Raw genomic sequence first — 12,342 nt, 5'->3', positions numbered from 1 at the left:
TGCTCACTATGGGATATCTATCCTGAGTGCATTATTGGGGGCCGGGATTTCTTACCGTCAAATATTATTGCATATATGCCCAAGTCCAACGGATTTTGGCTTTGGAACCCCTGTTTTAGGAATGCATCTTTATACCTGGGCATTAATTGCCTTTTTAACGGGTATACTGGCCATTGCTTTTTTAATGTTATTTCCAAAGCAATTCGAAAAAACGGAAGATCATACACTCAATCCTATTTTCGATTTTTTATCAGGCATCGCTTTTACACTCTGTTTTCTGCTGGCTCTTACCAACGGAATTGCTACTTTTTTTGAATGCGGAATCGGATTCTGCCCCGATAATCCTGATTCTTATATGATCTTTAAAGGACAATGGGGATAAAAAGATATACTTCAACTGGATTGGCATTCTTCCATCTCTTTGCTTACAGCCCAAATAAACAAAAAAAAACGTATGTCAATACAGACATACGTTTTACTATTAAATCAATGCGATACTTTTATTTCCAGCCTCCGCCCAGCGCCTGATAAAGCTCTACGCCAGCTTTCATTTTATTGTATTGTGCATTTGATATATTGAGTTCTGCATTTAATGAATTGACGCTTGCATTCAATACTTCAAGATAATTCGCCATACCATAGTTAACCAGTTCCTGGGAATAGTCAACAGATTTTTTATAGGCATCCAGCTCTTTTTGTTTCAATTCAATAAATGAATCCTGTACTGAAAATACCCTTATAGCGTCTGAAACTTCTTTTCCCGCTGTAAGAACCGTTTTTCTGAAATTCAGGTAAGCAGTTTCCTGATTCGCAAGGCTTACGTCATAATTTGTCTTAATCTGTCTCTTATTCAGAATCGGTTGTGCCAGCCCTGCCACTACATTGGCAAATAATGAATTTACACTGAACAGATGATCAATATCTACAGACTGTACTCCACCGCTTCCTGTAATTTTCAATGTCGGATAAAACTGGGCTTTAGCAGCATTGGTAAGCTCAAAAGCATTCATCAGATTATATTCTGCTCTCATTACATCAGGACGGTTGGCTAATAATTGAGCAGGATATCCCAATTTTAAGTCAAGCGGAAGCTTCTGCCCTTCTAAAGTAGATCTTTCAATGGTATGTGAAGGTTCTCCCATTAATAAACTCATTGTGTTTTCCAACAGTTGAATTTGCGTATCAATATCGATCAGCAAAGACTTTGCATTGAAGACAAGAGCTTCACTCTGCTGTACTGCCACTTCTGTAAGGGTTCCTGCAGTTTTTAATGCCCTGGTTGTTTCCAGGTTTTTCTCACGCACTTCAATGGTTTTCGTGATGATCTTTTTCTGGGCATCGAACGTCAGCAACTGATAATAGGCAGAGGCAATTGAAGCTACAAGGCTACTTTTTACCGCTTTATGTGCTGCCACAGTTCCGAGATAGGTAGCAATCTGGGCTTTCTCCTGGGCTTTCAGTTTTCCCCAGAGATCGGCTTCCCAGCCCAGCGTGGCCGTAATATCAAATTGGTTGACATAACGTCTTTCCCCGATAATCTGCCCAAACTGGGTATTGATAGACTGTGTCTGAAAGGTATAATTGGGCCCTACCGTAAGTGTCGGCAAATAGGCTGCTTTACTCTGCTTAAGATAAGCTTCAGCTGAATTAATGCTCTGCAGGGCAATCCTGATATCCAGGTTATTGTCCAGTGCTTTGGAAATGTGTCCCTGTAAAATAGGATCTGTAAAGATTTCTTTCCATGAAATATCCGCCATATTGGTACTGTCCGAAGGAAGCATATCTGTACGGAAAAGCTTTTCGTCGACCACACCCTTCGGTCTTTCATATTCTTTTCTGGCCATACAGGATGTAATGGCTCCCAATATGAAGACGGAGAAAGTTATTCCTTTTATGATGTTTAATAAACTCTTCATTATGTAAAATTAGAGGTTAGACATCAGAGGCTAGAAGTTAGTTTGGCTTGGCCAGAATCTAACTTCCAACTTCTGAATCATTATTTTTATTCTGCTAAATTGATATCTTCTTTCTTGATAGGTTTGATTTTTTCCTGTAATGTTTCAAAAATGACAAACAATACCGGAATTACAAAAAGTCCTAAAATGGTTCCTATCAGCAATCCAATAGCTGCTCCTGTCGCAATCGAACGGTTACCTACAGCTCCGATTCCACTCGCCAGAACCAGCGGTAATAAACCGAAGATAAAAGCAAATGAAGTCATCAGAATCGGCCTTAGCCTTGCTTTTGCAGCATTGATGGCAGACATCACGATAGTTTCGCCATGATGCCTTCTCTGGATCGCAAATTCTACAATAAGGATGGCATTTTTCGCCAATAACCCGACGAGCATGATCAAGGCAATCTGGAAATAAATGTTATTTTCCAAGCCCATGATCTTCTGTCCGAAATAAGCACCCATTACCCCTAAAGGAAGTGAAATAACAACAATCAGCGGTAGGATATAACTTTCATATTGTGCAGAAAGAATAAAGTATACGAAAATTAAACTTAAAGCAAAGATCAGTAATGTCTGTGACCCTGATGCCAGCTCTTCTCTGGATAATCCTGTAAACTCAACCGCATAATTCTGGTTTAACGTTTCTCCGGCCACCTGCTGCACAGCAGCAATTGCATCCCCGGAACTGAATCCCGCAGAGTTTGCTCCTGTAATCTTCACGGAAGTAAAGAGATTATAACGGCTTACCGACTGAGGACCGTATGCCTTTGAAAGGGTTACAAACTGGGAAATAGGTGACATCACTCCTGAACCTGTTCTTACATACAGCTCATTAAGATTATCAATACTCTTTCTGTTATCAGGAAGAGCCTGAACCATTACCCTGAACTGCTTTCCATACTTGGTAAAGTCCGCCGTGTAAATTCCTCCTATATAGCCTTGCATGGTTGACAGGATATCGCTTACAGAAACGCCGAGCTGCTTTGCCAGGGGAACATTGATATCCATCTGGTATTGAGGATATCTTGTGTTGAACGATGTCTGGGCAAATTCAATTTCAGGTCTCTGCATCAGTTTACCGATGAATTCATTCGTCTTCGCATCCAGCTCTGCATATTCACCTCCTGATTTATCCAGTAACACCATCTCAAAACCTGCGCTACTCCCGAAACCTGGTACACTTGGAGGTTGAAAGAATACTACTTTCGCATCAGGAACTGATCCTGAAATTCCAAATAATTTTTTGGTAATATCTTCAGAAGTCTGGCCATCTTTTTTCCTTTCATCAAACGGTTTGAGTTTGATGAAGGCGAGACCGTTATTGCTACCGTTTCCTGATAAGAAACCTCTACCTGTAGATATGGTAACATTTTGTACTCCCGGAACTTTCATCGCATTTTTCTGAAGCGTTTTCAGCACATTATAAGTTCTTTCCATGGAAGAACCCGGAGGAAGCTGTACATCCGTAAATATAATCCCTCTGTCTTCCGTAGGAACGAAACCTTTCTTCATTGTTCCGCTTGCCCAGTATAAAATACCACCGGTAACAGCAAAAATAACCAGGGTTACCCATTTATGTCTCAACAGGAAAACAAATCCTCTACCGTAACGTTCAGTCGTTGTTTTAAAAGCAATATTAAATTTATAGAAGAACTTCTGCATAAAATTCATGCTCTGATACTTTTCATGATGTTCCGCGTGGGGCTTCAGAAATAAAGAACATAAAACGGGGCTCAGTGTCAATGCATTGATGGCAGAAATTACGATCGCCACAATCAGTGTAATCCCGAACTGCTGATAAAACACCCCTGTAGGTCCTTTGATAAACGTTACCGGAATGAATACCGATGCCATTACCAGGGTAATAGAGATGATAGCTCCTGTAATTTCGTCCATCGCTTCTACCGTTGCTTTTTTGGCATCAGCAATACCATGCTCCATTTTCGCATGGACAGCTTCGACGACTACAATGGCGTCATCCACCACAATACCAATGGCCAGCACCAAAGCAAATAACGTCAGGAGGTTTAACGAGTATCCAAACAGGTTCAGGAAGAAGAAAGCTCCCACAATAGATACCGGAACGGCAATGGCCGGAATTAATGTAGACCTGAAGTCCTGAAGGAAAATATATACCACAATAAATACCAGGATAAATGCCTCAATCAAAGTATGTACTACCTTATCAATAGAGGCCTCGAGGAATTCATTGGTATCAAAGTTGAATGTATATTTAATCCCCTGCGGGAAAGTTCTTTCCACTGATTTCAGGTAAGCTTTGATGTTTTTAATGATTTCCTGTGCATTGGAACCCGGTGTCTGGAAAATCCCCATACTGATGGAAGGATTGTTTCCGTTCTCCCCGATCCCCGTGTAAGACTGTCCTGCCAGTTCCACTTTGGCGACATCTTTCAACATTAGATTCTGCCCATCTTTAAGAGCCTTGATAATGATATTATCATACTGCCCCTTATCGTTGAACTTACCTACATATTTAATGATATATTCAAAAGAGCTTCCGCTGTTTTGCCCGATAGAACCGGCGGCGGCTTCTCTACTCTGCTCATTGATCGCGTTGGTTACATCAGCAGGTGTCACTCCGTAAGCTGCCATTTTTGCGGGATCCAACCAGATTCTCATTGAATAGTTTTTACCTCCGAAAAACGTTAGCATCCCCTACACCATTCACCCTTTTTAAATTAGGAATAATATTGATATTCAAAAAGTTCTGAAGAAATACATCATCCAGATCTTTATTTTCAGAATAGAAAGACATATACATCAGGGCACTTGTCTGTTGTTTCTGTGTTACAACCCCTGAACGGGTTACCTCGGCAGGCAATAAAGGAGTTGCCCTGGCAACACGGTTCTGTACGTTTACCGCAGCAATATCAGGATCAATTCCCTGTTTAAAGAAGATCTGAATATTCGCAGAACCATCATTTCCGGCAGAAGAAGTAATATAATCCATTCCTTCCACCCCGTTGATCTGTTCCTCCAAAGGAACAACAACACTTTTCATGACTGTTTCCGCATTGGCTCCCGTATAGTTGGTAGTAACACTTACCGTAGGAGGTGCAATATCCGGATACTGTGTAACCGGTAACGAGACAAGTCCTAAAATACCGAGAATCACAATCAAAATTGAGATTACGGTAGATAAAACCGGTCTGTTAATAAAGTTTTTTATCATTAGAATTTCGGTTTTATAGATTGAACAAGACTATCCATTTTAACAGGTTTAGGTTTCACAACAGTTCCCGGTTTAAGGCCTCCGATACCTGCTGCAACAATAGTTTCCCCTTTATTGATTCCTGATTTAACAAGAGCCATATTGTCGATCCTGTCGATGACATTGATCACGACATTTTTGGCGGTATCTCCTTTTGCTACTTTATAAACGTAAACAATACCCTGCTGTTCGTAAGTCGCACTTTCCGGCACTACTAAAACATTATCATAACGCTGCGGGAATCTTATGGTACCGCTGTTTCCGTTACTTAGCAGTTTCTGGGCGTTGGAGAAGGCCACTCTGAACTGAATGGTTCCTGTTGTAGGATCAATCTGGCCTGTAATGGCCTCAATTTTCCCTTTTTCAGGATACAGGCTACCATTCGCCAGTTGAAGCTCAACCATCGGAAGGTTCTTGATTTTTTCAGGCATGGATGCTCCGGGAACTTTTTCAAGAAAGTCAAAATATTCCTTTTCATTCATGGCGAAATAGGCAAATATCTGGGAAGTATCAGAAATTGTTGTCAGCGGAGTCTGATCTGAAGGTCCCACCAGGCTCCCTACTTTCAATGGAAGTTTTCCGATCACCCCGGAAATAGGTGCACGGATAATAGAATACTCGATATTGGCTTCTACTCCTTTATAGTTGGCTACAGCCTGTCTTTTAGCGGCATTGGCCTGTTGCAGCTGGGCCTGGGCCTGGGCCAGATTTGCCTGGGCAGTTTGTAACTGTACATTACTGATAATATTTTTCTGAACCAAAGGCTTTAGTTTGTTCACTTCAACCTGTGCAGCGTTTACAGCAGCCTGCGCAGCTGCAATATTGGATTCGGCAGCACCGATACCTGCTTTGGAAGCGGCAGCATTTTCGCTCAGAATATTAGTTTCCAGTCTGAATAAAGGCTGTCCTTTTGTAACGTACTGTCCTTCGTCTACAAGTACCTGGGTAATATATCCCTGAATTTTTGCGCGTACATCATTGTTTACCCTACCCTGAATGGTAGCCGGAAACGTCTGATACCCCACTATATTTTTCGACTCCACATTCACTACAGGATACGGCTTGGCACCGTCCTGCTTCGGAGCTTCTTTTTTGCAGGCCGTCAGTGAAAACGCTGCAATAGAAAGTATAACTAGCTTATTATTCATTTTATAGTTTATTAAGAGATTCCTGAATATTTTGTATGTTTTTATTTAAGAGTGCTTTGTAAACTTCTATTCTTTCGTTGTATCCATCGTCTTTACTTTTTTTTAAAGTTGTTTAAATTCATCTAATAGTTTTAATTCGTCCTGCATCTTCTGGACAATTTTCTCGAATCGAATTTTTTTTGTATTCGTCATTGATGAAAAAATACCGTCTCCGCTCATCCATTTTGTTATGGTCTACAATAAGCTGGGCATTGAGTAATAATGAAATGCTTGTAGAAACCGAGCTTTTGCTGGCTGAAAGCACTTCAACAAACTCATCAAAAGTAATTCCTACTTTCTCATAATCAAAAAGAAGGTAGGAATAAATTTTTGAAGCTAAAGGTGGTAAGCTGAACACGGTGCCATAGAATTTTACGGCATCCTGAAAAATTTTTTCATCAATTTCTATACTTTGGTGCATAATATAAAAATTTGAACAAAAGTAGAAATTAGTTCAGAACCAAACGAACAAAGCTGATAGAGTTTATAAATACAGCCTGTTTTAAAAATTCAATGAAACTGGATTTAACTTTTTGCTTAAATTATAATCTTCTCAAAAGCTTTTCTCATCCCATCTGCAAGAAGAACCTCTCCGCAATAAGAAAATCCTTTACTTTCAAGGATCTTCAGCATTGCTATATTATCATAATTGGTATCTACTTTTATACTCTGAATGCCATGGGATCGGGTAAAATCTTCAATATGGTCAAACAGTTTCCTGGTCATTCCCTGTCCTGCAAACTTTTCATCAATAGCAATTCTATGGACTACCACAAACTCTCCGTCACTAAGCCAGGCTCCTTCTATAGTGCTGTAGGCCGGTTCATCATTCAGGATCAATGCTGCATACACTGCAATTTCATTATTCACGGTAAGAACGTGTGCAAATCCTTTTGCAATATCGCTTTCTACAGTACCCAGATTGGGGTATCCGTTCTGCCATTGCGTACTGCCATCCTGTTTTCTTCTTTCAATAGATTGCTGGATAATATTCCAAATAGTGTCTCTGTCTTCAATTTCCGCTTTTCGTAGTTTAATTTCCGTATCCATGTTGTAAAGTCTTAGAAAAGATGAAACAAAAATACCTGTTTGCCAAAGCAACGGATAATGCCTGACCTGGGATTTTGTTTATCCTTTAAATAGTTTTGTAATCATAAAAAACCGAAAACTAATTAATATTAATTTTCGGTTCGAAGTAGTAAAATTTAAAATTATGAAATTGTTTTATTGATTTTCACTTTGTTGAAGGTAAGCATCAATAATTTCAAATGCTTTTTTCTCATCTTCCAGATCCACCATCAGTTTCAGCGATGTTGCCGTGGGCGTAGTGGTGAAGGTAAGATAATTATTTTCAACGGTGTTTGTAATTTGTGCATCATCCAATTTAGATTTAACCAACTGAATTTCTGAAGGGTTATCACTTTCATAAACCGATACTCTCGTGCTTCTTTCCATATTCTAATTGTTTGAATATCTAAATATACAATGTTTTTTCGAAAATTACAAATCTTTGATTTTAAATTTTATTAATATTATTTTCGATTTTGTCTAATGCCAGTTGAATTTCTTCTTTGGTTACATTCAGATGAGGTCTGAAACGTAAAGACTGATCACCACAAGGAAGAATAATCAAACCATCATTGAAAAGTTCTTTCATCAGCTGATTCCTTTGTGCAGCAGACGGAAGGTCAATGGCGCACATCAATCCTCTCCCTCTTGCATTGGAAATTTTGTCAGGATACTTATCTGCCATAGCTTTGAGGTTTTCCAGTAAATAATCTCCTACCACTCTTGCATTTTCTACAAGGTTTTCTTTTTCGATCACCTCCATTACCAGCTGGAAACGAAGCATATCAATAAAGTTACCTCCGAAAGTGGAATTAATCCTTGAGCTTTCCCTGAAAACATTGTTCGGAACTTCATCAAACTTTTCTTTATTGGCCAATACTCCACATACCTGTGCTTTTTTACCGAAAGATATAATGTCCGGTTTAGCTGTGAAATGCTGGAAAGCCCACATTTTACCTGTAATGGCAATACCTGTCTGAACTTCGTCAAAAATCAGTAAGATTTCATTGTCATCACAGATTTTTCTCAATCCTGATAAGAATTCGTCTCTGAAATGATTGTCACCACCTTCTGCCTGGATAGGTTCAATGATGATACAAGCCACTTTATCAGGATTCATCAGGATAGCTTCCTCAATCTGCAGTAAAGCAAGGTTTTCATTTTTGATGGTTTCTTCAAGGTTTTCTTCTGTGATCGGGAATTTCAACTTTGGATTGATGATTCTCGGCCAGTTAAACATCGGGAAGTATTGGTATTTTCTTGGATCAGAAGTATTGGTTAGGCTCAAAGTATAGCCGCTTCTTCCATGAAAAGCCTGTTTGAAGTGAATACAGATTCCGGCTTCCGTATCAAGTCCTTTCGCAAAGTTTTTACGCGTCTTCCAGTCGAAGCATGCTTTCATAGCATTTTCTACTCCCAAGGTTCCGCCTTCAATGAAGAAAGCATACTGCAGTTCTTCGGGAATTACCACTCTTTCAAACACTTCCAGAAAGTGGGCATATTCTTCTGAATATACATCTGCCAGAGTAGGTTTATTAACAGCCATTTTACCCAGCCAGTCCGACTTTTCTACAAGATAAGGGTGATTATATCCTACTGAAGCAGAGGCAAACATGGAAAACATGTCCAGGTATTCTCTGTCTGTAAGTTTGTCATAAAGCCATGATCCGTGAGATTTTTCAATGTCCATCACAAAATCAAAGCCGTCTGCCAAAACATGTTTTCCTACGGTTTCTTTTACTTTATTAGCTTTTATATCAATTGTTTGTTCCATAATAAATTGTTGTGTGATTTAATAAATGAATGATCAGAATATCAGCACTCAGAGATTCTTCCCACTCAGGTTATTAAGTTTTTGTTTTTTCAAGTGTTTTAACTAAAGCTTTTACAAGTCGAATTTAATCCCTTGTGCTAAAGGAAGTTGAGCGGTATAATTTATAGTATTTGTTTGTCTTCTCATATAGTATTTCCAGGCATCGGATCCGGACTCTCTTCCTCCTCCGGTTTCTTTCTCTCCACCAAAAGCACCTCCAATTTCTGCCCCGGAAGTCCCGATATTTACATTGGCAATACCACAGTCTGAACCTGCGTGAGAAAGGAATAATTCTGCTTCTCTGAGATTTTGTGTCATGATTGCAGAAGATAAACCTTGCGGAACATCATTCTGGATTGCGATTGCCTCTTCCAGCGTTTTGTATTTAATCAGGTATAAAATAGGAGCAAAAGTTTCGTGCTGAACAATTTCATATGAGTTTTTCACTTCTGCTACACAAGGCTTCACATAGCATCCTGATTCGTATTCTTTTCCTGATAAAACTCCGCCTTCAACAACGAATTTTCCACCTTCTTTCTTACATTTCCTGATGGCTTCTTCGTATTGATTGACAGCATCCGTATCGATCAATGGCCCAACATGATTCCTTTCATCCAGTGGATTTCCGATTTTCAGCTGCCCGTATGCCTTAACCAGTCTTGTTTTTACTTCATTATAAACGCTTTCATGAATAATCAGCCTTCTGGTTGAAGTACATCTTTGACCGGCTGTTCCCACAGCTCCGAAAACGGCCCCGATAATAGCCATATCAAGATCTGCCTCTTTCGTAATGATGATGGCGTTATTTCCGCCCAGTTCAAGAATAGATTTTCCGAATCTTTCCGCTACTTTGGAAGATACCATTCTTCCCACTCTTGTAGACCCGGTGAAAGATACTAAAGCCACTCTTTTATCATCCACCAGCTTTTGTCCGATCTCGTGGTCTGCTACCAATACACTTGAAATTCCTTCCGGAAGGTTGTTTTCCCTTAAAACCTCAGTCATGATATTCTGACATGCAACAGCACAGAGCGGAGTTTTTTTCTGATGGTTTCCAGATGGTAACATTACCACAGATCCATGCCAGGGCCGTATTCCATGACCAAACAGCTACCGGAAAATTGAATGCAGTAATGATCCCAACCACTCCCAACGGATGATATTGTTCATACATTCTGTGACCAGGTCTTTCTGAATGCATCGTATATCCCTGAAGCTGCCTGGAAAGACCTACTGCAAAATCACAGATATCAATCATTTCCTGAACTTCTCCAAATCCCTCCTGCAATGATTTACCCATTTCATAGGAAACAAGTTTTCCAAGATCTTCTTTATATTCTCTTAATTTTAACCCCAGCTGTCTTACTATTTCTCCTCTTTTGGGTGCGGGGATCAGCCTGAATTCCTGAAAAGCCTTTTGAGCTGTTTCAATTACTTTGTCATAATCACTTTCTCCGGAAGTTTTTACTTTAGCGATCAGCTTTCCGTCTACAGGAGAGATGCTTTCTATCACCTTTCCCGAAGCGAAATATTTACCGCCTACTGAAGTACCTTTGTTTTCTTCTTTAATACCTAAGTTTTTTAGCGGTTTTTTCGATTCCGAAATCCTTTACTTTTTTTGACATAAAATCTTACTTTTCGTTCTCTCTAAAGATAAAAATATTATACGAACCTCAAAACTTTAATTTTTTACCACCTGTTTTATTTGGACTAATTATAAACATGCGTATCTTTGTAAGATAATCTTTTTGATATTTACCCATGGAAAATTCACAAGAAAATAACTCAAAGTTTAAAAAATGGTTCAAGCGTGTGGGATGGGCCGGATTGGCTTTCTTTACCATCAAAGGCTTGGTTTGGCTCGTTATATTCTACTTTGGGGCTGATACGCTTCAGAGTTGTATTCAATAAAAAAGCAGAGGAATTTTCTCTGCTTTCTTTTTTTGTGTCATAAGATTATACAATCCATCATATGAGACTCAAGGATGCTTAGCGTCCAATTTACTTATATCCGTTATATCTCTTTTAATTTTCGCATAACCCTGTTGACGATCTCATCACAATACACCAGGTTAAATTCAAAAATTTCCTCCCTGATATAATATTTTTCTATTTCTTTTCTCAGAAAAGCTTTAGCCCTGCTGACGCGGACTTTTACATTACTTTCACTGATTCCTAAAGCTTCCGCAGTTTCCTGAACACTTAAACCATTAATTTCTCTTAAGGTAAAAGCTACTCTATAATCTTCAGGAATGCTGAGCAGGCTCTTTTCAATTACTGAATTTAATTCTCTGTTCATCACCTGGGCTGACGTTTCAGTGTTATAGAGGTTTTCAAAGACATGATCTCCATTTTCAGGGGTTTGAATATGCTTCGAAGACCATTTTTGTGTTTTGCGATAGCATTGATGGAGCATTATTTTAGATATCCACGTCCGGAAGGAAGACCGGTTCTCAAACTGATGAAGATGCATGAATGCTTCCATGTAGGTTTCCTGCATCAGGTCCTGCGTGTCTTCATGACTGAAACGGTACATCCTTCCGATGCGGTACAGATAAGGATTATTTCTCCTGATGATCAGTTCAAACATAGCAGTTTCTTTATTCAGAATCTTATCAATCAGTTGCTTGTCTGTGTATTTCTCCTCAGCCTTCATTATTTACGGTCAAAAATTGAAGCCAGTCTTGTCATTGAAAAAGCTGTTATGGCCATTACCAGATCCCTGACAGCAACGTCCAAAAAGTTCCACCAGGCTAATAATGTCAATGCAATTAAAGTTAACCAAACCGAAACGATTAAGCCCCCTATTCTGGGACTTAATAATACTAAAATCCCTGCAATGATTTCGATAACTCCTACAACCATCATGAAAGTTTCACCTGAGAATGGCAGGAAATTAAGAACTGAGGGATTAATATACTGTGTCCATTGGCAAAGGATATTGGTAAATTTATCCAATCCTGCCACAATGGGTACGATCACAAAGACAATTCTTAAGGTAGTATACACCTGTTGAACAATCTGTTTTTGCTGAATTGTTTCCATTTTTATTTTTTTAAGATTAAAATTGAACTTCTAAAACAAT

The 12,342-nt window shown here is 39.2% G+C and carries 10 protein-coding genes and 2 pseudogenes; 2 read left to right on the top strand and 10 right to left on the bottom strand.

The annotated features are described in order from the left end of the window. Positions 1–67 precede the first annotated feature (67 nt). Positions 68–382, top strand: a complete 315-nt coding sequence (locus tag HX13_RS09965) for a hypothetical protein (protein WP_128572325.1) — start codon at positions 68–70, stop codon at positions 380–382. Positions 383–500: 118 nt separating this feature from the next. Here the strand turns inward: HX13_RS09965 and HX13_RS09960 are convergent, their stop codons facing one another. The 8 genes and pseudogenes from HX13_RS09960 to HX13_RS09925 form a co-directional block, all read right to left on the bottom strand. After that, complete coding sequence (locus tag HX13_RS09960) at positions 501–1,916, bottom strand: efflux transporter outer membrane subunit (RefSeq protein ID WP_050020950.1); 1,416 nt, start codon at positions 1,914–1,916, stop codon at positions 501–503. A gap of 86 nt (positions 1,917–2,002) precedes the next feature. Next, positions 2,003–5,150 (bottom strand): annotated as a pseudogene (locus HX13_RS09955) (efflux RND transporter permease subunit). Then, entirely contained in the window at positions 5,150–6,337 is a 1,188-nt protein-coding gene (locus HX13_RS09950) for an efflux RND transporter periplasmic adaptor subunit (RefSeq protein WP_050020949.1), read from the bottom strand. The pseudogene HX13_RS09955 and the gene HX13_RS09950 overlap by 1 nt, the downstream one beginning before the upstream one ends. A gap of 118 nt (positions 6,338–6,455) precedes the next feature. Beyond that, a complete protein-coding gene (locus HX13_RS09945) occupies positions 6,456–6,797 on the bottom strand; it encodes a hypothetical protein (RefSeq protein ID WP_238555214.1) in 342 nt (113 codons plus the stop codon). A gap of 116 nt (positions 6,798–6,913) precedes the next feature. Continuing rightward, positions 6,914–7,426 carry a GNAT family N-acetyltransferase gene (locus HX13_RS09940; protein WP_050020948.1) on the bottom strand — a complete coding sequence of 171 codons (513 nt, stop codon included), beginning with the start codon at positions 7,424–7,426 and terminating at the stop codon, positions 6,914–6,916. Positions 7,427–7,600: 174 nt separating this feature from the next. Beyond that, positions 7,601–7,831 carry a DUF2007 domain-containing protein gene (locus HX13_RS09935; RefSeq protein ID WP_050020947.1) on the bottom strand — a complete coding sequence of 77 codons (231 nt, stop codon included), beginning with the start codon at positions 7,829–7,831 and terminating at the stop codon, positions 7,601–7,603. Positions 7,832–7,892: 61 nt separating this feature from the next. After that, positions 7,893–9,218 carry an L-lysine 6-transaminase gene (gene lat, locus HX13_RS09930; RefSeq protein WP_050020946.1) on the bottom strand — a complete coding sequence of 442 codons (1,326 nt, stop codon included), beginning with the start codon at positions 9,216–9,218 and terminating at the stop codon, positions 7,893–7,895. A 111-nt stretch (positions 9,219–9,329) separates the two neighbouring features. Next, positions 9,330–10,882: pseudogene (locus HX13_RS09925) on the bottom strand (aldehyde dehydrogenase family protein). 136 nt (positions 10,883–11,018) lie between these two features. Between HX13_RS09925 and HX13_RS22780 the strand changes: the two are divergent. After that, positions 11,019–11,168 (top strand): histidine kinase, encoded by a 150-nt coding sequence (locus HX13_RS22780; protein ID WP_050020945.1) that lies wholly within the window; start codon positions 11,019–11,021, stop codon positions 11,166–11,168. 103 nt (positions 11,169–11,271) lie between these two features. Here HX13_RS22780 and HX13_RS09915 read toward each other — a convergent pair whose 3' ends face one another. Both HX13_RS09915 and HX13_RS09910 read right to left on the bottom strand, forming a co-directional pair. Continuing rightward, entirely contained in the window at positions 11,272–11,913 is a 642-nt protein-coding gene (locus HX13_RS09915; RefSeq protein ID WP_050020944.1) for a sigma-70 family RNA polymerase sigma factor, read from the bottom strand. Continuing rightward, on the bottom strand, positions 11,913–12,302 hold the full coding sequence (locus tag HX13_RS09910; protein WP_050020943.1) for a DoxX family membrane protein: 390 nt from the start codon (positions 12,300–12,302) through the stop codon (positions 11,913–11,915). Before HX13_RS09910 ends, HX13_RS09915 begins: the two co-directional genes overlap by 1 nt. Positions 12,303–12,342: the final 40 nt, after the last annotated feature.

The sequence above is a fragment of the Chryseobacterium sp. P1-3 genome (assembly GCF_000738495.1).
Lineage (GTDB): Bacteria > Bacteroidota > Bacteroidia > Flavobacteriales > Weeksellaceae > Chryseobacterium > Chryseobacterium gallinarum.
This window is presented reverse-complemented; position numbering and strand designations above follow the sequence as displayed.

Excerpts from the sequence above, each read along its gene's own strand:
- HX13_RS09940 (WP_050020948.1), bottom strand. The coding sequence starts at position 7,426 with ATGGATACGGAAATTAAACTACGAAAAGCGGAAATTGAAGACAGAGAC.
- HX13_RS09915 (WP_050020944.1), bottom strand. The coding sequence starts at position 11,913 with ATGAAGGCTGAGGAGAAATACACAGACAAGCAACTGATTGATAAGATT.
- HX13_RS22780 (WP_050020945.1), top strand. The coding sequence starts at position 11,019 with ATGGAAAATTCACAAGAAAATAACTCAAAGTTTAAAAAATGGTTCAAG.
- HX13_RS09935 (WP_050020947.1), bottom strand. The coding sequence starts at position 7,831 with ATGGAAAGAAGCACGAGAGTATCGGTTTATGAAAGTGATAACCCTTCA.
- HX13_RS09945 (WP_238555214.1), bottom strand. The coding sequence starts at position 6,797 with ATGCACCAAAGTATAGAAATTGATGAAAAAATTTTTCAGGATGCCGTA.
- lat (WP_050020946.1), bottom strand. The coding sequence starts at position 9,218 with ATGGAACAAACAATTGATATAAAAGCTAATAAAGTAAAAGAAACCGTA.
- HX13_RS09950 (WP_050020949.1), bottom strand. The coding sequence starts at position 6,337 with ATGAATAATAAGCTAGTTATACTTTCTATTGCAGCGTTTTCACTGACG.
- HX13_RS09960 (WP_050020950.1), bottom strand. The coding sequence starts at position 1,916 with ATGAAGAGTTTATTAAACATCATAAAAGGAATAACTTTCTCCGTCTTC.
- HX13_RS09910 (WP_050020943.1), bottom strand. The coding sequence starts at position 12,302 with ATGGAAACAATTCAGCAAAAACAGATTGTTCAACAGGTGTATACTACC.